Source organism: Ottowia sp. VDI28 (genome assembly GCF_049532675.1).
Classification (GTDB): domain Bacteria; phylum Pseudomonadota; class Gammaproteobacteria; order Burkholderiales; family Burkholderiaceae_C; genus Ottowia.
This window is the reverse complement of record NZ_CP149820.1, coordinates 2,492,873-2,512,003: the sequence shown is the minus strand read 5'-3', so window position 1 is coordinate 2,512,003 and position 19,131 is coordinate 2,492,873. Positions and strand designations below refer to the sequence as shown.

18 protein-coding genes and 1 pseudogene are annotated in these 19,131 nt (G+C 64.4%); 11 read left to right on the top strand and 8 right to left on the bottom strand.

Annotated elements, in window-relative coordinates; all coding sequences use genetic code 11:
- The first annotated feature begins 33 nt into the window (after positions 1-33).
- Entirely contained in the window at positions 34-1,050 is a 1,017-nt protein-coding gene (locus WJU18_RS12025) for a serine/threonine protein kinase (protein ID WP_423460279.1), read from the top strand.
- Positions 1,051-1,065: 15 nt separating this feature from the next.
- On the opposite strand, the gene WJU18_RS12020 is transcribed toward WJU18_RS12025, so the two are convergent.
- From WJU18_RS12020 to WJU18_RS12010, 3 genes are read right to left on the bottom strand one after another with little or no spacing between them, the layout of a single operon-like run.
- The gene (locus WJU18_RS12020) at positions 1,066-1,302 is read right to left on the bottom strand and encodes a zinc-binding dehydrogenase (protein ID WP_423460278.1); all 237 of its coding nucleotides are present in this window, start codon (positions 1,300-1,302) and stop codon (positions 1,066-1,068) included.
- Positions 1,299-2,066, bottom strand: a complete 768-nt coding sequence (locus WJU18_RS12015) for an NADPH:quinone oxidoreductase family protein (protein ID WP_423460277.1) — start codon at positions 2,064-2,066, stop codon at positions 1,299-1,301. Before WJU18_RS12015 ends, WJU18_RS12020 begins: the two co-directional genes overlap by 4 nt.
- A gap of 1 nt (position 2,067) precedes the next feature.
- Positions 2,068-2,799 carry an SDR family NAD(P)-dependent oxidoreductase gene (locus WJU18_RS12010; RefSeq protein ID WP_423460276.1) on the bottom strand — a complete coding sequence of 244 codons (732 nt, stop codon included), beginning with the start codon at positions 2,797-2,799 and terminating at the stop codon, positions 2,068-2,070.
- 144 nt (positions 2,800-2,943) lie between these two features.
- On the opposite strand from WJU18_RS12010, the gene WJU18_RS12005 reads away from it, so the two are divergent.
- The 6 genes from WJU18_RS12005 (at position 2,944) to WJU18_RS11980 (ending at position 7,662) form a co-directional block, all read left to right on the top strand.
- Entirely contained in the window at positions 2,944-3,495 is a 552-nt protein-coding gene (locus tag WJU18_RS12005; RefSeq protein ID WP_423460275.1) for a CoA-binding protein, read from the top strand.
- Complete coding sequence (locus WJU18_RS12000) at positions 3,474-4,409, top strand: hypothetical protein (RefSeq protein ID WP_423460274.1); 936 nt, start codon at positions 3,474-3,476, stop codon at positions 4,407-4,409. The genes WJU18_RS12005 and WJU18_RS12000 overlap by 22 nt, the downstream gene beginning before the upstream one ends.
- A gap of 36 nt (positions 4,410-4,445) precedes the next feature.
- The gene (locus WJU18_RS11995) at positions 4,446-5,225 is read left to right on the top strand and encodes an enoyl-CoA hydratase/isomerase family protein (RefSeq protein ID WP_423460273.1); all 780 of its coding nucleotides are present in this window, start codon (positions 4,446-4,448) and stop codon (positions 5,223-5,225) included.
- A 63-nt stretch (positions 5,226-5,288) separates the two neighbouring features.
- The gene (locus WJU18_RS11990) at positions 5,289-6,269 is read left to right on the top strand and encodes a Bug family tripartite tricarboxylate transporter substrate binding protein (protein WP_423460272.1); all 981 of its coding nucleotides are present in this window, start codon (positions 5,289-5,291) and stop codon (positions 6,267-6,269) included.
- The gene (locus WJU18_RS11985) at positions 6,266-6,742 is read left to right on the top strand and encodes a MaoC family dehydratase (RefSeq protein WP_423460271.1); all 477 of its coding nucleotides are present in this window, start codon (positions 6,266-6,268) and stop codon (positions 6,740-6,742) included. Before WJU18_RS11990 ends, WJU18_RS11985 begins: the two co-directional genes overlap by 4 nt.
- Positions 6,743-6,843: 101 nt before the next feature.
- Positions 6,844-7,662 (top strand): IclR family transcriptional regulator, encoded by an 819-nt coding sequence (locus WJU18_RS11980; protein WP_423460270.1) that lies wholly within the window; start codon positions 6,844-6,846, stop codon positions 7,660-7,662.
- 46 nt (positions 7,663-7,708) lie between these two features.
- Here WJU18_RS11980 and ntrC read toward each other — a convergent pair whose 3' ends face one another.
- The 5 genes and pseudogenes from ntrC to WJU18_RS11955 form a co-directional block, all read right to left on the bottom strand.
- On the bottom strand, positions 7,709-9,226 hold the full coding sequence (gene ntrC, locus WJU18_RS11975; RefSeq protein ID WP_423460269.1) for a nitrogen regulation protein NR(I): 1,518 nt from the start codon (positions 9,224-9,226) through the stop codon (positions 7,709-7,711).
- 28 nt (positions 9,227-9,254) lie between these two features.
- Complete coding sequence (gene glnL / locus WJU18_RS11970) at positions 9,255-10,343, bottom strand: nitrogen regulation protein NR(II) (RefSeq protein ID WP_423460268.1); 1,089 nt, start codon at positions 10,341-10,343, stop codon at positions 9,255-9,257.
- 103 nt (positions 10,344-10,446) lie between these two features.
- The gene (locus tag WJU18_RS11965) at positions 10,447-10,953 is read right to left on the bottom strand and encodes a hypothetical protein (RefSeq protein WP_423460267.1); all 507 of its coding nucleotides are present in this window, start codon (positions 10,951-10,953) and stop codon (positions 10,447-10,449) included.
- Positions 10,954-11,083: 130 nt separating this feature from the next.
- Entirely contained in the window at positions 11,084-12,499 is a 1,416-nt protein-coding gene (gene glnA / locus WJU18_RS11960; RefSeq protein WP_423460266.1) for a type I glutamate--ammonia ligase, read from the bottom strand.
- 278 nt (positions 12,500-12,777) lie between these two features.
- A pseudogene (locus WJU18_RS11955) lies at positions 12,778-13,595 on the bottom strand (competence/damage-inducible protein A).
- A gap of 95 nt (positions 13,596-13,690) precedes the next feature.
- Here WJU18_RS11955 and WJU18_RS11950 point away from each other — a divergent pair.
- The 4 genes from WJU18_RS11950 to WJU18_RS11935 are packed head-to-tail and all read left to right on the top strand — an operon-like array spanning position 13,691 to position 19,127.
- Entirely contained in the window at positions 13,691-14,824 is a 1,134-nt protein-coding gene (locus WJU18_RS11950; RefSeq protein ID WP_423460265.1) for an efflux RND transporter periplasmic adaptor subunit, read from the top strand.
- A gap of 9 nt (positions 14,825-14,833) precedes the next feature.
- Positions 14,834-18,052: an efflux RND transporter permease subunit gene (locus WJU18_RS11945; RefSeq protein ID WP_423460264.1), complete on the top strand. Its 3,219-nt coding sequence runs from the start codon at positions 14,834-14,836 to the stop codon at positions 18,050-18,052.
- 37 nt (positions 18,053-18,089) lie between these two features.
- The gene (locus tag WJU18_RS11940) at positions 18,090-18,767 is read left to right on the top strand and encodes a protein-L-isoaspartate O-methyltransferase family protein (protein WP_423460263.1); all 678 of its coding nucleotides are present in this window, start codon (positions 18,090-18,092) and stop codon (positions 18,765-18,767) included.
- Positions 18,768-18,785: 18 nt separating this feature from the next.
- A complete protein-coding gene (locus WJU18_RS11935) occupies positions 18,786-19,127 on the top strand; it encodes a rhodanese-like domain-containing protein (protein ID WP_423460262.1) in 342 nt (113 codons plus the stop codon).
- Positions 19,128-19,131 lie beyond the last annotated feature (4 nt).

Genomic DNA, 19,131 nt, shown 5'->3' with positions numbered 1-19,131 from the left:
CTCGAACTTGGCCGCTGCGCGGACAATAGAGGCATGCCTGAAGAGATCCACCCTTTCGCCACCCTCACCCCCGACTTTGTGCTCGATGCACTGGACCACCTGGGGCTGACGGGCGATGGCCGCCTGATGGCGCTGAATTCCTATGAGAACAGGGTCTATCTCGCGCATCTGGAGCCGGGAACGCCGCTGGCGGATGAGCACCGGGCTGTGGTGCTGAAGTTCTACCGGCCCGGCCGCTGGGGCGCTGAACAGATCGAGGAGGAACACGCGTTCGCGGCAGAGCTGATGGAAGCGGAAGTCCCCGTGGTGGGACCGATTTCGATCAGCGGGCGCACCTTGCATGCGCATGGCGGCTTTCTCCTCAGCGTCAGCCCGCGGCGCGGCGGACGGTCGCCGGAGCTGGGCGACGGCGAAACGCTGGAGTGGATCGGCCGTTTTCTGGCGCGGCTGCACCAAGTGGGTGCCCGTGCACCCTTCAAGTCCCGGCCAGCGGTGGATGTGGCCAGCTACGGCGTGCAGCCCAGGGAATGGCTGCTGGCCGAGCAGCAGTTGCCGCTGGAAGTGGAACGCGCCTGGGCCGATGTCAGCCAGCAAGCCCTCGACGTGGCGAGTGGCGTTTTTGCCCAGGAACAGGTCAAAGCGCTACGCCTGCACGCCGATTGCCACGTGGGCAATATTCTCTGGACACCTGCCGAAGAGCCTGGTGGCGGCCCGCATTTTGTCGACCTGGACGATTGCCGCAGCGGCCCCGCGATACAGGATCTGTGGATGCTGCTGAGTGGTGAGCGGGCGGAGCGCCAGCAGCAGCTTGGGGCTCTGATCGATGGGTATGAGCAGATGCGCGAGTTCGACCGCCGTGAACTCGCCCTGATAGAGCCGCTGCGCACGCTGCGGTTGATCCACTACAGCGCCTGGATCGCCCGGCGCTGGCAAGACCCGGCGTTTCCCGCCGCGTTCAGTGGCTTCGGCACGCCGGATTACTGGCGCGGGCAGATCCACACGCTGACAGAACAGATCGAAGCCATGGAGATGCCGCCGCTGGTGGCATGACGCTACCCGAAAGCACTACATCGTGACCACGATCTTTCCAGTGGCACCTCCTGCCGCCATCAGGCGAAGGGCCTGCACCCCCTCCTCCAGGGGAAAACGGGCCGATATATGCGGCTTCAACACGCCTTGAGCGGCGAGCGCATCGATTTCCCTCAAGGCATTTGCACCTTTGACCGGGTCCCGTCGGCCAAACTCACCGGCGCGCACGCCGATGACGGAAATGTTCTTGATGAGCAGGTAATTGGACTTCATGTCCGCGATGCGCCCCCCAGGAAGCCGACCACCAGCAGGCGCCCTCCCCAGGCGAGCGCGCGCAGCGAAGCATCGAATACATCGCCTCCCACGGTATCGAACACGACATCGACGCCTTCGCCATCCGTCACGCGGAGAATGTCGTCCTTCAGGTTCGGCCCGACCTGGAGCACTTCATGAGCGCCCGCGGAGCGGGCGGCTTCCAGCTTCTCGGGTGAACGGCCGGTGGCGATCACGCGTGCGCCAAGGTGCCTGCCCAACTGCACCGTGGCCATGCCCGTACCGCCACTGGCGCCATGCACGAGCAAGGTTTCGCCGGCCTCCAACCGCCCCCGCTCGATCAGCGACACGTAGGCGGTGATCCCGGCGACCGAGTGGGCGGCAGCTTCTGCCCAATCCAGGTTGGGGGGCATGCGGCGCACTTCCTTCGCGTCGGCGACCATCATGCGTGCCAGCGCGCCCCCTTGCCGGGTCTGCGCCATCACGGCGTCCCCGGGCTTCACGTGCGCCACCCCCTCGCCGGCCACGACGACTTCTCCCGCAGCCTCCAAACCCGGAACGAAGGGGGGATTCGGCTTGAACTGGTAATTCCCCTGAGTCAGCAGGACATCCGGAAAATTCAGCGCCGCCGCGCGTACGCGTATCAGCACCTCGCCGGGCCCCGGCATAGGCGTGTCCAGATCTCGCAGCACAACCCCGGAAAAATCAGGGGACAGCTGTTCGACCACCAGGGCGGTGTATGTGCTTTCGGCCGGATGCGTCACGTCAAAGCTCCCTTCTTGCAAGGCTGAATGTCTGGCCCGTGGGGCCATGGTTCGGTTGGCTGGCCATGAACAGGGCCATCGGCACCACGTCCTCTGGCTGCTTGAACCATTCGGATGCGCCGACCCTTTTCTTCAATTCATCGGCGCGGCTGGCTATGAAATCAGTGAGCACAGGCCCTGGAATCAGCTCGTTGAAGGTGATCCCCTCGCCCACGTGCTCCTGTGCGAGCACGCGGACCAGCATGCTCAGACCCGCCTTGGATGTCGCATAGGCTGCGCGCGTGACCGCGGCGCGATATCCCATGCCGGAGCCGACGAATATGACCTGGCCGCCACCGCTGCGCCGCAGCGCCGGGATGGCCGCTTTCGCGGTATTGAAGGCACCCACCAGGTTGACTTCCAGGGTCCGCCGGAAGGCTTGCGGGTCGGAGAACTCTACCGCGACGTTCTCCGAGGCATCCCCTGCGGCGGCAAACACAAGATCAAGCCCGCCCAGGGCCTGTTCTGCCACCTGGAATTGCTGCTCCAGCATCGTGAAATCACACACGTCCACAGGCAGTACCCAGGCCTGGCCGCCCTCGGCCTCGATCAGCGCTGCGGTTTCGCGCAACTTGTCGCGGCCTCTGGACATGCAAGCCAACGCGGCACCGGCACGCGCATAGCCCGCGGCCACCGCGCGGCCGATGCCGCTCCCGGCACCCGTGACGATGATTCTCTTTCCGGCAAGGCTCATCCATGCTCTCCGATCAATCAGTTGGGACTGGCATGGATTCTCGGCGGATAGCTGCGGGAAAAGCATCGGAGTTTCAATATTTGAAACTCTCGTTCACCTTGCCAGAGAGGCGGCATAGAGTCCACCCAATTTGAAGGAGACGCCATGCCCCAAGCCACCGCACCATGCCATGCCGATGCGGCGCAGGCAGCGCTCGCGGATGATGGGCCAGCCGGGCTGGATGCACTGCTGCACCCACGCTCCATCGCCGTGGTTGGAGCCAGTGACAACCCGGACCGGATCGGGGGTGTTCCAATCGCCCTCATGATCGAGCGCGGCTACACCGGCCGGCTCATCCCCATCAACCCGAAGTACGCCACGGTACAGGGCCTGCCGGCCTTCCCATCCCTCGCGGCGGCTGGCGGCCCCATTGACGTGGCGATCGTGGCCGTTCCCGCCGATGCCCTTGGAAGCACGCTCGATGACGCCATCGCCGCGCGCGTGAAAGCGCTGGTCGTTTTCAGCTCGGGCCTCGCTGAATCGGGCGAAGCCGGGAAGGCATTTCAACAGGACCTGGCCCGGCGCGCCCGCGCCGCCGGCATCCGCCTGCTGGGCCCCAATTGCCTGGGAATGATGTCCTTCCGCGATCAGGTGTTCGCCACTTTCTCCCCGCGCCGCGCGCGGGCGAGAACCGGGTGGGCAACATCGCCGTCGTAAGCCAGTCGGGCGCCTTCGGCGCGTTCGCGTTCTCCCTGGCCCGCGCACGGGAACTGGGCATGTCCTATTGGGTCACCACCGGAAACGAAGCCGACATCGAGTTCGCAGACTGCGTGCAATGGCTGGCCCAGGACCCTGGCACTCAGGTCATCCTGGGGTACATGGAAGGCTGCCGGAACGTGGCCAAGCTCGAGCGTGCCCTGCAAGCCGCGCGAGCCGCGGGCAAGCGCGTAGTGATCACCAAGGTGGGGCGCACCGCCTCCGGAAGCGCGGCCGCCGCGGCCCATACCGGAGCAGACACCGGCGACGACGCGGCATACGACGCCCTGTTCCGCCGGCACGGGGTATGGCGGGCCGGCACCGTGGAGGAACTCTTCACCGTGGGCTATGCCGCTTCCGTCTGCCCGCTTCCGGCCTCGGCGCGCACCGGCGTGCTGACGGTCTCCGGCGGTGTTGGCGTGCTGATCGCCGACGAAGCCTGCAGCACGGGGCTGGACCTGGCCGAGCTGCCAAAGGCCGCCCAGGAGGCGCTGCTGCGCGAAGTGCCCTATGCCGGCCCCCGCAATCCCGTGGACATCACCGGGCAAACTCTCACGACGCCGGGCCTGCTCGAACGCACCCTGGCCAACATGCTTGGACATGGAGACGGGCAGGCTGGATACGCCATGCTGCTGTTCTTTCCGGCGGCCGCCCTGCTGGGCGCCACCATCGCCCGAAAGGTAGTAGACAGCCTGATCTCAGCCCATGCCTGCCACCCGGACCGGCCGCTCGTCGTGACAGGCCTCATGCAGCCTGCCTACCGCCATGCATTCCGCGAGGCCGGTGTGGTGGTCATCGACGACCCCTCCGCGGCTGTCCGCGCTCTGGCCGCCCTCGCCTTCTTCGCCCAGGCGTCAGACGCCGGGCACGCCTAGGGATGCTCTGCACAAAGCCATCAGGAAATCATGTCGATGGAAAAAGTCAAGGTGATCGCCGAAAACCGCGCGGGCCTGGCAGTGATCACCCTCAACCGCCCCGAAGTGCACAACGCGGTGGACGAAGACCTGCGCACGCAGCTGGGATCGGTGATGGCGCGGGCCGCGGCCGATCCTGAAATCGGAGCCGTAGTACTGACCGGCGCGGGCTCGCGCGCTTTCTGTGCCGGTATGGACTTGCGGGAGTTCGCCGCCGCCTCCGTGTCCGTGATCGCCCGGCGCAGGCAGCGACGCGCGCGCGCCAACCCCTTGGCCGATTTCCCCAAACCCCTGATCGCCGCCGTCAACGGGGCGGCGTTGGGCCTGGGGCTGGAACTCATTCTCCAGTGCGACATCGTGATCGCAGCGGCGAATGCCTCGTTCGCGCTCGCCGAAGTGCGGCGCGGCATCATTCCGGGCAATGGCGGTACGCAGCGGCTGGCACGCCGCATCGGCCAAGGCCGCGCGATGGAGCTGATCCTGACAGGGCGCACCGTGGATGCGGCGTCGGCGCTGGCCTACGGGCTGGTGGAATATGTCGTTCCCGCCGAAGAACTCCTCCCCCGCGCGGAGGCGTTGGCGCGCGAAATCCTTGCCAATGCGCCCGTGGCCGTGCAGTTGGCCAGGGAAGCGGTGCGCCGCGGATTTGAATTACCTCTGGCCGAAGGATTGCGCCTGGAGGATGACCTCGTTGGCATCACCTTCGGCACGGAGGACGCCCGCGAAGGGCCGCTGGCTTTCTCGCAGAAGCGTCCGCCGCGGTGGCGCGGCGAATAGGAACGAAGATGCGCCTTTCGGCGCCGGCCTCACTTTCCCAGCACCATATCAAAAGGAGACAAGATGTACGAGCGCCCCATCAGCAGACGCAGTGCCCTGGCAACCATCACGGTGGCCGCGGGCATGGCCAGCTCCCCGGCATGCAGCCAGACCTATCCGGCCAAGCCCATACGGGTAATCGTTCCCTATGCGCCCGGTGGCGCGCTGGACACGGTGGCAAGACTCTTCAGCCAGCGCATGTCCACCCGGCTGGGCGCTTCCTTCGTGGTTGAGAACAAGCCCGGGGCCAACACCATCATCGGCAACGAGATGGTGGTGCGCGCTCCGGCTGACGGCTACACGATCCTGTTCGCGGCTGCGCCGCTGGCCCTGAACAGCGCGCTGGGCATCAAGGAGCCCTATGACGTGTTGAAGGACCTGGCGCCGGTCATGCTGATCGCCAGCGCTCCGGTCATCATCGTTTCCAATCCTTCGGCATCCTACCGGACGCTCGCGGACATCATCTCAGCTTCGAAGGCCACACCCAACGGCCTGAGTTTCGCCACGGCGGGCGTCGGCTCGATGCCGCACCTCCTTGGCGAAGCGCTGCGGCTGAAGACCGGCGCCAACCTCACGCACATCGGTTACAAAGGATCGTCTCCCGCGCTGCAAGACGTCATCGGCGGCGCCGTGCCTCTCATGTTTGACGCCTATACGCCCGCCGGCGTGCAGGTGGTGGCGGGCAAGCTTCGCGGTCTCGCCGTGGCCTCGGCCAAGCGCCTGCCTTCGCTACCGGATATCCCAACCACCATGGAACAGGGCTTTCCCGACATCGTGGGTGAAGCCTTCCAAGCCATGCTAGTGCCGGCAGGTACGCCACCGGCGATCATCGGCAAACTCCACGAGGCAGCGCTGGCAGTGAGCGCCGAGACCGAGGTTCGCGAGCAGCTCACCCGGCAGGGCTACAACATGATCGCCAGCACCCCAGAGCGTCTCACCACTTACGTGCAACAGGAAATCGACCGCTGGACCCCCATCGTCAAAGCCGCCGGAGTCAAACTATGAGCAGCGTTGAAAAAGACACTACACCTCCATTCATCCCGGTGGATCAATTGAAGGGTTACGTGGGACAGGAGATCGGGTTGAGCCCCTGGGTCGCGATCGGGCAAAGCGACATCGACGACTTCGCGCGGCTGACGCGCGACGACCAGTGGATTCACGTCGACCGGGAGCGGGCCACACGGGAACGCGGCGGTACGGTGGCCCATGGCTTCCTCACGCTGTCGTTTCTGTCTTACCTTGCCCGCAGCATGGCCTTTCGCATCAGCGGCGTGACGCACGGCGTCAACTATGGTTTCGATCGTTTGCGTTTCACCAGCTTCGTGCCCAGCGGTGCCCGCGTGCGGCTGCGCCAGACCCTCAAGGGAGTGGAGCCCAAGGCGGGTGGCGTGGCATTGACGCGCCACTGCGTGATCGAGGTCGAGGGCCAGCAAAAGCCCGCCCTGGTGGCGGATTGGGTGACACTGGTCTATATCTAGGGCACGCTGGCTTCAAATACTGGAACATCGATGCAGAATCCTCCCTGCCGGCATCCATACCAGGCACCAGGCACAGGCAACGGGTATCAGGGAGCACCAAGATGCGTCAGCTTCGCACCATGCACCATATCAAGGATCAGGAGGATCTACGGCGGGTGCGGAATGACGACCCGAACTTCTCCGGCACCCTGGCGAAAGGACTGATGATCCTGCAGAGCTTCGTCAGAAATCCGCGGGCCCATGCCAACAGCGAATTCGCAGAGCGCCTGGGCCTGCCCCGGTCGACAGTAAGCCGCCTATGCCGAAGCCTGCAGACCCTGGGCTTCCTGGATCACGATGAGCGGCTGGACCGGTATTTCATCGGCCCCGCCGCGGTCACCCTGGGCTACCCCTACGTCATCAACGCGCCATTGCTGACACAGCTGAGGCCAGCGCTGCAATTCATGGCTGACCGATTCGAAGGCGCGGTCTCCGTGAGCGTGGCCATGGACCTGGACGTGGTTTTCATAGAAACATGCGCGCACCAGCAGGGCACGCTCGCCCGCCCGGGGATCGGGGCGGTTCGAGGGATCGTGGAGAACTCCATGGGCCGCGCATGGCTGGCGGGCATGACGCCCTCGGAGCGCAACCACTTCCTGGCTCGAGTAAGGCAGATGCGGCCCGAAGAACACGCCCGTGGCATCGAGGGCGCCAAGGAAAGCATTGCCAACTATGCAAAGCGGGGCTTTGCCGTCAACCTGGGTGACGGAGGGATGGGCGTGCTGGCCGTAGGGGTGGCCTCGGACATCCGCTACGGATCGAGAAACCTGCTTTTCAATTGCGCTATCCCAGGCTATCGGACGAAGCCATCAGATCTGCCGAAAACGGTAGGCCCCGCGCTGGTCCAACTGGTCAGCATGGCGGGGCGGCAGGCAGGGTAGCCCGCAGGCCCGATGCAGGCTGAGCGAAAGCCAACATGCTCCTAGATCACTCGAGCCCAAGCTCCTGGATCTTGCGCGTGATGGTGTTTCTGCCGATACCGAGCTTCTGAGCAGCTTCTATGCGCCGGCCTCGCGTGTCGGACAGCGCGGCCTGGATGAGGCACGATTCGGCGCGGCCGATCAGGCTGTCCCACACCTCTGATTGGCCCGAAGCAAGCATGCCTGCCGCTTCGGCCTGAAGGCCTCGCTCCCAACCTGTGGGCACGTGCTTCATTTCGGTGCCGGCGGCATGGGCTTCCACCGGAAGGACGGGGTTCAGGACTGAAGCCGAAGCGGGAGCAACTGCAAGAACCGGCGACGGCACCGGAGCGTGTTCGCCTGCCGGTGTTGCGGTCAGCACCTCAGGCGGCAGATCTTTTTCCTCGATGACTTGTGCCGGCGCCATCACCATGAGCCAGTGGCAGATGTTTTCCAGTTGCCGCACGTTGCCCGGGAAACTGAAATCAACCAGTCGCCCCAGAGCAGCCTCTGAAATACGCTTGGGCTCCACGCCAAGCTGGCGGGCGCTCAAACCGAGAAAATGCCGCGTCAGCGCGGGAACATCCTCACGCCGCTCGCGCAATGCCGGCAACCGCAGGCGAATCACGTTCAGGCGGTGAAACAGATCCTCGCGGAACGCGCCTTCCCGCACCCGCCGCTCCAGATCCTGGTGCGTGGCGGCCACCACGCGCACATGGGTCTTGATGGCGCTGTGCCCGCCCACGCGGTAGAAATGCCCGTCAGAGAGCACGCGCAGCAGCCGCGTCTGCAGATCAAACGGCATGTCGCCTATTTCGTCCAGAAACAGCGTGCCGCCGTCAGCCTGTTCAAAACGGCCTCGCCGGGAAGCCTGGGCCCCGGTGAAAGAGCCGCGCTCGTGGCCGAACAACTCGCTTTCGAGCAGTTCCTTGGGGATGGCCGCGGTGTTGATGGCCACGAAAGGCCCCTTGGCGTGCGGTGAGTGCTTGTGCAATGCACGGGCCACGAGCTCCTTGCCGCTGCCCGATTCGCCGGTAATGAGCACCGTGACATTGCTTTGCGACAACCGGCCGATGGCCCGGAAAACGTCCTGCATGGCCGGCGCCTGGCCCAGCATCTCGGGCGCCTGCGCCTGCTGCTGCTCGGCCACTTCCTCACGCACGCTTTCTTCGACCGCGCGATGAATCAGCTCGACGGCCTTGGGCACATCAAAAGGCTTGGGCAGATACTCGAAGGCGCCGCCCTGGAAGGCAGACACGGCGCTGTCGAGATCGGAGAAAGCCGTCATGATGATCACGGGCAAACCGGGCAGGCGCTCTTTCACCTTCTCCAGCAATTCAAGGCCGGAGCCGCCGGGCATGCGGATATCGCTCACCAGCACGCTCGGGCCGCTGCTGTCCTCGCCCGCCGCGGCGTTGTCATCCAGCGCAGCCAACAGCTCGCGGGGGTTTGTAAAAGACCGGGTAGGCAGACCTTCGCGTGACAGGGCCTTCTCCAGCACGAAGCGGATGGAAGGGTCATCGTCAACGATCCAGATCGGCTTCATAGGGGCTCCTCTCGTTCAGCACAGGTCATCAAGATAACAACGGAATCAGGATCCTGAAATCCGTCCGGCCTGGCACGCTGTCGAGTTCGATCAAACCATGGTGCTGCTGCACGAAAGTCTGGGCCAGAGTCAGCCCAAGTCCGCTGCCGCCGTCCCGCCCTGACACCAGGGGTTGAAACACATGGTCCTTGATCGAATCGGGCACGCCCGGTCCGTTGTCGATGACATGCAATTCCAATGCCAACCGATAGCGATGCTTACCTACTGTGACTTGTCGCGCCACTCGGGTGCTCAACACGATCCTGGCGTCTCCGCTGGTGGCCATGCGTTCGGCGAGCGCCTGCGCGGCGTTGTGAACGATATTGAGCAGGGCCTGGATCAACTGCTCGCGGTCGCCCCGGAAATCGGGAATGGAGATGTCGTAGTCGCGTACGACCCGAAGCCCTTGAGGAAACTCGGCCACGATCAGCGAACGCACCCGCTCGCACACTTCGTGGATGTTCACGTCTCCCAGCACCTGCGGGTGCCGGTGCGGCTCCAGCAGCCTGTCCACCAGCACCTGCAGGCGGTCGGCCTCGTGGATGATGACCTGGGTGTATTCGCGCATCTCGGGCGCGGCCATCTCCATTTCCAGCAGTTGCGCCGCGCCCCGAATACCACCCAGGGGGTTCTTGATCTCATGCGCCAGATTTCGGAACAGCTCCTTGTTGGCGCGCACCTGATCGGCCTGGCGCTCTTCTCGCTCCTGCCGCGCCTGCAGCTCCTGGGGCAGCAGTTGAGCCACCAGCTCTCCCGGGCGCTCGGTTTGCGCGACGATGACGTGCACCGGCAGCACGTCGGCGTTCGGTTTACCGTGGCGTTTCAGGTGAGCGTCGTAGCGGAGCGCGGCGAAGGTGTTTTCGCGCATTCCCGTCAAGGCGTGCTCCAGCTCGGCGGGTTCCGCGAAAAAATCCTGGAACCGCGTGCCCTCGATGCTGCGCCAGGACAGACCCACGGCGTCTTCCAGAGCGGCATTGGCAAACAGGACGGTACCGTCTTCGGCCAGCACCGCGACCAGAATGGCCAGTTGGTCGAAGGCTTGGAAGCGTGTAAGGTGCGGACGGCGGGGTTCAGGCATGCTCTGGAATTTCATGATAGCGCTGGTGGCCCTCACCGGAAGGCCGGTCCCGCCTCACCCTCGCCCAGAGGTGGGAAAGGGGTAAGACAAGTTGGAAGGCCGTTTACTTGAACCGGTTCAATTCGCGCCGGATGCCTTCGATATCGCTCTGGTTGCGGTCAATGGCGGCTTTCATCTCCGCCACGCGATCGAGGTATTTCTGATAGTTGCGCGCTTCGCCGCCGATCTTGTCCGGCTCGCCGTTGTTGTATTCCTTGAGCAATTCAGCCTGGCGCGCCTCGGTGCGGCGCAGCTCCTGCTCCAGGATGGCCTTGGCATCGGCATCGCGGGCACGCTGCTCGGGTGAATCCACGCGCGGCGCGGCCGCAGGCGCGCTGACCACGTTGCGCTGGCCGCCTCCGCCAGCGGCAGGTGCCGGCGCGGGTGCCGGGGCGGTGCCGCGCACCACGGTGACATTGCCGCCTTCCACCACCTTGCAGTCCTTGCGGTTGCCAATGCGGTTGGTGTATTCGTTGCCACAACGGTAAATACGATCTTGCGCCGACACCGGCGCCGCAGCCAACCAGTTGGTTGCGGCAAAGAGGGAGGTCAGCAGCAAAGCGGTTCGCATATCAAGTTTCCGTGGCATCAAGCGCCGTGATCGATCAAGTATCTGTCAATAGAGCCGTTTGACAAAGCGGTGTTCCTTGGCACAACAAAAAAGGGTGGCCAGGCCACCCTTTTTTATGGTTGTGACAACATCACAGCGAATAATACATGTCGTATTCGACCGGATTCACGTTCACACGCACGCGGCTGACTTCGGCCATTTTCAGCTCGATGTAGGCATCCAGCATGGCGTCGGTGAACACGCCGCCCTTGGTCAGGAAGGCGCGGTCCTTGTCGAGCTCTTCCAGGGCCTGGTCGAGACTGTGGCACACGGTAGGCACCAGCTTGTCTTCTTCCGGCGGCAGGTGGTAGAGATCCTTGGTGGCGGCTTCGCCCGGGTGGATCTTGTTCTCGATGCCATCCAGACCAGCCATCAGCAGTGCGGAGAAGCACAGGTACGGGTTGGCCATCGGATCGGGGAAGCGTGCCTCGATGCGGCGGGCCTTGTCGCTCGCCACGTGAGGAATGCGGATCGAAGCCGAGCGGTTGCGGCTGGAGTAAGCCAGCTTGACCGGTGCTTCGAAGTGCGGCACCAGGCGCTTGTAGCTGTTGGTGGAGGGGTTGGTGATGGCGTTGAGCGCACGGGCGTGCTTGATGATGCCGCCGATGTAGTGCAGGGCGGTGTCGGAGAGGCCTGCGTAGCCCTTGCCCGCGAACAGGTTCTTGCCACCCTTCCAGATGGACTGGTGCACGTGCATGCCGCTGCCGTTGTCGCCGTGGTAGGGCTTGGGCATGAAGGTGGCTGTCTTGCCGTAGGAATCAGCAACGTTCCACACCACATACTTCAGCACTTGCGTCCAGTCGGCACGCTGTACCAGCGTGGAGAACTTGGTACCCAGTTCCATCTGGCCCGCGCCGGCCACTTCATGGTGGAACACTTCAACCGGAATGCCCAGCGATTCGAGGATGAGGGACATCTCGGCGCGCATGTCGTGCGTGCTGTCGACCGGGGGCACGGGGAAGTAACCGCCCTTGGTAGTCGGACGGTGGCCGCGGTTGCCGCCTTCGAGCTCGGAGCCAGTGTTCCAGGGGGCTTCGTACTCTTCGATCTTGTAGAAGCTGTGGCCGGACTCGGTGCTCCAGCGCACGCCGTCAAACACGAAGAATTCGGGTTCAGGGCCGAAATAGGCGGTATCACCCACGCCGGAGGCCTTCAGGTAGGCTTCGGCGCGCTTGGCGATAGAGCGCGGATCGCGGTCATAGGCCTTGCCATCGCCTGGTTCCAGAACGTCGCAGGTGAGGAACAGGGTCGGCTCTTCGAAGAAGGGATCGATGTTGGCGGTGTTGGGATCGGGCATCAGCAGCATGTCCGATGCCTCAATGCCTTTCCAGCCTGCGATGGAAGAGCCATCGAATGCGTGGCCGTCGCTGAACTTGTCTTCGTCGAAGTGCGACACCGGCACCGTGACGTGCTGCTCCTTGCCGCGGGTATCGGTGAAGCGGAAGTCAACAAACTTGACTTCGTTTTCCTTCACCATTTTCATGACGTCTGCGACGGTCTTGGCCATCAGGCTCTCCTAAGTTGAACTCGAGGTTGTAAAAGGGTTGTCGGGGAAGAATGCAGGTTCCATGCCAGCCGTTGCACCGGCTTGATACCGGTTTTCACGCCAGCGCTTGGCGGCACCACATCAAGCCAATATTGTGCCTTTGCGGCAGCATGAATCGGCTTGGCCCCGGCCGGGGGCTCCAAAAAACATGGATTCCGGCGTGACACAAAATGGGGCATAAAGCTCAAATGTATGCACTATTTTGGTGAATTCCCATAAATGCACAGTATTGGTGCACATCAGGAAACAATCTCTTTTCCATAGCGCAGCCCGAAAGGCACCAGCCACTCCCGCAGATCGGCATAGGCAGGGCCTACGGCCTCGACCGGCCCCTTGACACCCAGATCGATGTGCGCACCGTATTCGGGATGATCCACACTGGGCAAACTGAACACCTTCACTTGCGGATGGGCAGCCTCTACCCGCTCCATGATCGGCGTCAGCGCGGCTTCCATGGCGCCAAAGATGATGACAGACCTTTCCTGCCAATCGCCCTTGCCGAACCAGCTGGCGTAATACGTATCCAGCGCCCATGCCATCATGGGCCAGGCCATGACGGGAAATCCGGGGTGAAATGGACGGTGCCGCCACCGGGGCCGTTGCAGCTGAAGCCGGGAATCTTGTTGTAGGGGTTCGGAATGATGCGCGCACCGGCGGGAAACACCCCCATGTTGAGCCGGTGCTGGTTGTCTGGCCTGTCCGGGTCATAGGTCAAGCCTTTCTCGCGGGCGGTATCTTGCCCGCGCTCGTGGATCAGCGCCTTGGCCTCAGGATGCAGCACCAGCGGCACGTTCAGCGCCGCAGCGGCGCACTGGCGCGTATGGTCATCGGGGGTGGCACCGATTCCCCCGGTGCTGAACACCACGTCGCTGGAAGCAAATGCTTTCTTGAGCGCCGCGGTGATGCGGTCGCGCTCATCGCCCACGTACTCGGCCCAACCAAGGCGCAGGCCGCGTTCTCCCAGCAGTTCGATCAGCTTGGGCAGGTGCTTGTCGGTGCGCCTGCCGGAAAGAATTTCATCGCCGATGACGATGAGGCCAAAGTTGGGAGCAGTCATGGCGAGCATTATGTGGGAGCCTGATGACACCGGGGAACCCTCTTCGGGAACCCTGATAATCGGGCCATCTCGCATTCGCTGAGGATCTCCAATATATGAAGCGGCGCACAGGTTGGCTGCTGGTGGCAGCTACGGTGCTGATCGTCGCCGTGCTGGGCTGGCGCGGTTGGTCGGCTCGGAAAATGGCCAAACAGCAGGAACAGACGGCCATCGTCAAGGAGCCTGAAATCGAGCTGTCGGCCGTGGATATGGCCAAGGCGCGCATACAGGACATCAGCGCGGGTGTGCCGGTATCGGGCACGCTGAAAGCCGTGAGCAGTGCGGTGGTGAAAGCGCGCGTCTCCGGCGAGCTGCAAGGCTTGACCGTCCGCGAGGGCGACAAGGTGTCCGCCGGCCAGGTGATCGCCCGTATCGAGTCCAGCGAATACCCCAACAGGGTACGCCAGGCCGAGCAGCAGGCCGATGCCGCCCGCGCTCAGGTGGACATCGCTCAGCGCCAGTACGACAACAACGCGGCGCTGGTCAAGCAGGGGTTCATCTCCCAGACCGCGCTGGACACTTCGCTGGCCAACCTGAACGCCAACAAGGCCAGCCACCGCGCCGCCCTCGCCGCCGCGGACGTGGCCCGCAAATCGGTGGCCGACGCGGTGCTTCGCGCGCCGATCAGCGGACAGATCTCGCAGCGCCTGGCGCAGCCTGGGGAGCGTGTAGCCCCCGAGGCACGTATCGTGGAGATCGTGGATTTGAGCCAACTGGAGCTGGAGGCCGCCTTGAGCCCCGCTGACTCGGTGGCCGTACGCGTAGGCCAGACCGCCAGCCTGACGATCGAGGGTGCGGCGCAGCCCGTGACGGCCACGGTGGCACGCATCAACCCGGCCACCCAGGCCGGCAGCCGAAGCGTGCTCATCTATCTGTCCGTGCAACCGACCCCCGGCCTCCGCCAGGGCCTGTTCGCCCAAGGACTGCTGGCAACCGAGCGCCAAACCGCGCTGGCCGTGCCGCTTTCCGCCGTGCGTACCGACAAGCCCCTGCCCTACGTGCAAGCGGTTGAAAACGGACACATCGTCCACCACACGGTGGAAACCGGCGCGCGCGGCGCAGTGGGCGGAGAGACGGTGGTAGCCGTCAAGGGCGTGGCCGAAGGCGCCCTGGTGCTGCGGGGGGCAGCCGGGGCGCTACGCGAAGGCACGGTTGTACGCCTGGCCGCCGGCGTGTCCTCACAGGATTGAGTCGCCTTCATGTGGTTCACCAAGGTCAGCCTCAAAAACCCCGTGTTTGCCACCATGGTGATGCTGGCGTTCGTGGTGCTGGGCCTGTTCGCGCTGCAGCGCCTGCAGGTCGATCAGTTCCCGAACGTTGACTTCCCGGTCGTGGTCGTCACCACGGACTACCCCGGGGCTTCACCCGCGATCATCGAGAGCGAAGTCACCAAGAAGATCGAGGAGAGCGTCAACTCGATCGCCGGCATCAACGCCCTGACCTCCCGCAGCTCTGAAGGGCTCTCGGTGGTCATCATCGAGTTCCAGCTGCACATCGAGGGCCGCAAGGCCGCCGACGACGTGCGCGAAAAAATCGGCCAGGTGAGGCCGCTGCTGCGGGACGAGGTGAAAGAGCCCCGCGTGCTGCGCTTCGACCCAGCCAGCCGCGCCATCTGGTCATTGGCCGTGCTGCCCGACGCCAAGGAGGGCCAGCGCGCGCCCTCCTCCATCGAACTCACCAACTGGGCCGATCAGGTGCTCAAGAAGCGCCTGGAAAACGTGCGCGGCGTGGGCGCGGTCAGCATCGTAGGCGGCTCCAAGCGCGAGATCAACATCTACCTGAACCCGCGCGCCATGGAATCGTTCGGGGTCACGGCCGATCAGGTCGCCGCCGCCGTGCGTGGCGAAAACCAGGATCTCCCGCTCGGCGCCTTGCGCTCCACGGCCCAGGAAATCACGGTGCAGCTTGACGGCCGCATGCAGCGGCCGGAGGATTTCGGCCGCATCATCGTGGCACGCCGGGGTGCGGCCGCAGGGCAGCCCGGGGGCAATTCGCCGATCTTCCTGAATCAGGTGGCCGAAGTGCACGACGGCGCCCAGGAGCTTGAAACCCTGGCCCTCTATAAAGGCCAGCGCACCCTGCTGCTGTCGGTGCAGAAGGCTCAGGACGAAAACACCATTCGCGTAGTGGACGGTCTCAACCAGGCCGTGACCGCCCTGCAGCGGGAAATGCCTCCCGGCGTACGGCTGGAACCGATCAGCGATGCTTCGCGGCCCATTCGGGTGGCCGTGGAAAACGTGCGGCAGACCCTGATCGAAGGCGCCGTGCTGACGGTGCTGATCGTGTTCCTGTTCCTCAACTCGTGGCGTTCCACTGTCATCACCGGGCTGACGCTGCCGATCTCGATCATCGGCACCTTCTTTTTCATGCAGGCGTTCGGCTTCACCCTGAACATGATCACGCTGATGGCGCTGAGCCTGTGCGTGGGCCTGCTGATCGACGACGCGATCGTGGTGCGCGAAAACATCGTGCGCCATGCCCAGATGGGCAAGAATCCCTTCACAGCCGCCATGGAAGGCACCCAGGAGATCGGCCTGGCGGTGCTGGCCACCACTCTCTCGATCGTGGCGGTGTTTCTGCCGATCGGGTTCATGGGCGGCATCATCGGGAAGTTCTTTCACGAGTTCGGCCTCACCATCGTGGCCGCGGTGCTGATCTCGATGTTCGTGAGCTTCACGCTCGACCCGATGCTCTCCAGCGTGTGGGGCGACCCGAGCACCCACGGGCACGGGCAACCTCAAGGGGCTCCCAGAAACTTCTACGACAAGACCATCGGCCGTGTCACGGGCTGGTTCGACCGCTCCACCGACCGCCTGGCGGTCTTCTACCAGCGCATTCTGCGTTGGGCGCTGGCCCACAAGCTGACCACCCTGGTGCTGGCCGGGGCCATTTTTGCGGGCAGCGTGCTGATGGTGCCCCTGCTCGGCACCGAGTTCGTACCCAAGGCCGATTTCTCCGAAACCACGGTGGCCTTCTACACCCCCCAGGGCTCGTCATTGGAAGCCACCGAAGCCAAGGCTCGCCAGGTGTCGGAGATCATCCAGAGCTTTCCCGAGGTGCGCTACACGCTGGCCACCCTGAATACGGGTGCCGCGCAGGGCAAGACCAACGCCAGCATCTATGTGCGCCTGACCGACCGCCATCAGCGCCAGCGCAGCGCCGAGCAGATCGCCGCGGCGCTGCGCGAGCGCCTGCGGCAGGTACCTGGCATCACGGTGACACAGGCTGGCCTGCTGGAACCGGTGGGCGGGCAAAAGCAGATTGAATTTTCATTGCAAGGGCCCGACCAGGACGAGCTGGAACGCCTTGCCGGCCCCGTGCTGGCCAAGCTGCGGGGCATTCCGGGGCTCGTCGATCTGGATTCGAGCGTGAAGCCCAACAAACCTACGGTCGACGTGCAGGTCAAGCGCGAAGCGGCCTCCGAACTTGGCGTGAGCCTGGCCCAGCTCTCCGGGCCCCTGCGCACGCTGGTCGCGGGACAAACCGTTGGCAACTGGCGCGCGCCCGATGACCAGACCTATGACGTGAACGTGCGGCTGGCACCCGAGGCGCGCACCACGCCGCAGGATCTGGAAAGGCTGCCGCTCACCATCGGCACGAATGCGGACGGCACAGCCCGCGTGGTACGGCTCAACCAGGTGGCCAACCTGCGCGAGAACACCGGCACCAACCAGATCAACCGGCGCGACATGATGCGCGAGGTGCAGATCACGGCCAACGTGCACGGCCGCACGGCCGGCGAGGTTTCCGGCGACATCCGCACCGTGCTGGACGCCACGGCCTTCGCGCCCGGCTACCGCTACCAGTTCGGGGGCTCCACCAAGAACATGCAGGAATCGTTCAGCTATGCGGTACAGGCGCTGGCGATGGCAATCATCTTCATCTACATGATCCTGGCCAGCCAGTTCAAGAGCTTCCTGCAGCCCGTGGCCCTGATGACCGCCCTGCCGATGACGCTGATCGGCGTGGTACTGGCGCTGATGCTGTTCGGCACCGCCATGTCGATGTTCTCGATCATCGGCATCGTCATGCTGATGGGCCTGGTCACCAAGAACGCGATTCTGCTGGTCGACTTCGCCATCCGGGCGCGCGCCGGCGACGTGGGTGAAATGGGCGAGCGGACTGATCCGTTGCCGCGCAGCGAAGCCCTGCTGATGGCGGCCCGGGTGCGGCTGCGCCCCATTCTGATGACCACGCTCGCCATGGTCTTCGGCATGCTGCCGCTGGCCTTTGCCGCCAGCGAAGGCGCCGAGCAGCGCGCCCCCATGGGCCAGGCGGTGATCGGCGGCGTCATTACCTCCTCCTTGCTGACGCTGGTGGTGGTGCCGGTGGTGTACTGCTATCTTGACGATCTGGCCAATTGGCTGAAACGCCTTGGGCAAAAGCGCACTGGCCCGAAGCCCCTTCCTAACCGGTAAAATGACCGGTTTGCCCCCAACTCCTCTTGGAATCGCGATGAACTTGGAACAGGCCCGCTTCAACATGATCGAGCAACAGATCCGTCCCTGGGACGTGCTCGACGCCCATGTGCTGGATCTGCTGTCCGTGGTGCGGCGCGAGGACTTCGTGCCGCCGGCGCACCGCGCCCTGGCCTTTGCCGACCTGGAAATCCCGCTGAAGGACGACGAAGCCTCCATCGCCCGCGGCCAGGTCATGCTGGCGCCGCGCGTGGAAGCTCGCATGCTGCAGGATCTGAACGTGCAAAAGCACGAAAAAGTGCTGGAGATCGGCACTGGTTCCGGCTTCATGGCCGCGCTGCTGGGCCATCGCGCTCAGCGCGTGCTGTCGCTGGAAATCGATGCGGCGCTGGCTGCCACGGCGCAAGCCAACCTGCAGCGCGCCGGCGTCATGAACGTCGAAGTGCGCGTGGCCGATGGCGCGCAGGCCAATCTGGCCGCCGATGGGCCGTTCGATGTGATTTTGCTGTCCGGCTCGGTCGCCCAGTTGCCCGAGGCTTTGCTGGAGCAACTCAAGCCCGGCGGCCGGCTGATGGCAGTCGTGGGCGATGAGCCGATGATGCGCGCCACCCTGGTGCGCCGCGCGGAAGGCCAAGGCTGGGTCAGTACTCAGCCCTGGGACATCGTCGCCCCGCGGCTGCTCCATTTCCCCGAGCCAGTGCGGTTCCATTTCTAAAACAAGCCGCAGCCCTTCATGATCGAGCAAATCAATCCGGACGCACTCTCCGCCTGGTTCGACGCCGTCCGCGCTCAGGGTGAGCCTTTGCTGCTCGATGTCCGCGAGCCCGTCGAATGGCAAGCCGCCAGTGTGCGCCCTCTCGGTGCGGATCTGCTGCAGATGTCCATGCAGACCATCCCTTCACGGCTGGCCGAGCTCGACCCCGACCGCCCTACAGCGGTACTCTGCCACCACGGCGCACGCAGCATGCAGGTGGCGGTGTTCCTGGCGCGGCAGGGCTTCGCGAATGTGGTCAACGTCGCAGGAGGCATTGACGCCTGGTCGCGGCAGGTTGACCCAACCGTACCGCGCTACTAAGCCT

What these genes read in the sequence shown, in the direction of transcription:
- WJU18_RS11995 (WP_423460273.1), top strand. Translation starts at nt 4,446, where the DNA reads ATGGAAAAAGTCAAGGTGATCGCCGAAAACCGCGCGGGCCTGGCAGTG.
- WJU18_RS11945 (WP_423460264.1), top strand. Translation starts at nt 14,834, where the DNA reads ATGTGGTTCACCAAGGTCAGCCTCAAAAACCCCGTGTTTGCCACCATG.
- WJU18_RS11990 (WP_423460272.1), top strand. Translation starts at nt 5,289, where the DNA reads ATGTACGAGCGCCCCATCAGCAGACGCAGTGCCCTGGCAACCATCACG.
- WJU18_RS12005 (WP_423460275.1), top strand. Translation starts at nt 2,944, where the DNA reads ATGCCCCAAGCCACCGCACCATGCCATGCCGATGCGGCGCAGGCAGCG.
- WJU18_RS12010 (WP_423460276.1), bottom strand. Translation starts at nt 2,799, where the DNA reads ATGAGCCTTGCCGGAAAGAGAATCATCGTCACGGGTGCCGGGAGCGGC.
- WJU18_RS11965 (WP_423460267.1), bottom strand. Translation starts at nt 10,953, where the DNA reads ATGCGAACCGCTTTGCTGCTGACCTCCCTCTTTGCCGCAACCAACTGG.
- WJU18_RS12020 (WP_423460278.1), bottom strand. Translation starts at nt 1,302, where the DNA reads ATGAAGTCCAATTACCTGCTCATCAAGAACATTTCCGTCATCGGCGTG.
- WJU18_RS11935 (WP_423460262.1), top strand. Translation starts at nt 18,786, where the DNA reads ATGATCGAGCAAATCAATCCGGACGCACTCTCCGCCTGGTTCGACGCC.
- WJU18_RS11950 (WP_423460265.1), top strand. Translation starts at nt 13,691, where the DNA reads ATGAAGCGGCGCACAGGTTGGCTGCTGGTGGCAGCTACGGTGCTGATC.
- WJU18_RS12025 (WP_423460279.1), top strand. Translation starts at nt 34, where the DNA reads ATGCCTGAAGAGATCCACCCTTTCGCCACCCTCACCCCCGACTTTGTG.
- glnA (WP_423460266.1), bottom strand. Translation starts at nt 12,499, where the DNA reads ATGGCCAAGACCGTCGCAGACGTCATGAAAATGGTGAAGGAAAACGAA.
- WJU18_RS11980 (WP_423460270.1), top strand. Translation starts at nt 6,844, where the DNA reads ATGCGTCAGCTTCGCACCATGCACCATATCAAGGATCAGGAGGATCTA.
- WJU18_RS11940 (WP_423460263.1), top strand. Translation starts at nt 18,090, where the DNA reads ATGAACTTGGAACAGGCCCGCTTCAACATGATCGAGCAACAGATCCGT.
- ntrC (WP_423460269.1), bottom strand. Translation starts at nt 9,226, where the DNA reads ATGAAGCCGATCTGGATCGTTGACGATGACCCTTCCATCCGCTTCGTG.
- glnL (WP_423460268.1), bottom strand. Translation starts at nt 10,343, where the DNA reads ATGCCTGAACCCCGCCGTCCGCACCTTACACGCTTCCAAGCCTTCGAC.
- WJU18_RS11985 (WP_423460271.1), top strand. Translation starts at nt 6,266, where the DNA reads ATGAGCAGCGTTGAAAAAGACACTACACCTCCATTCATCCCGGTGGAT.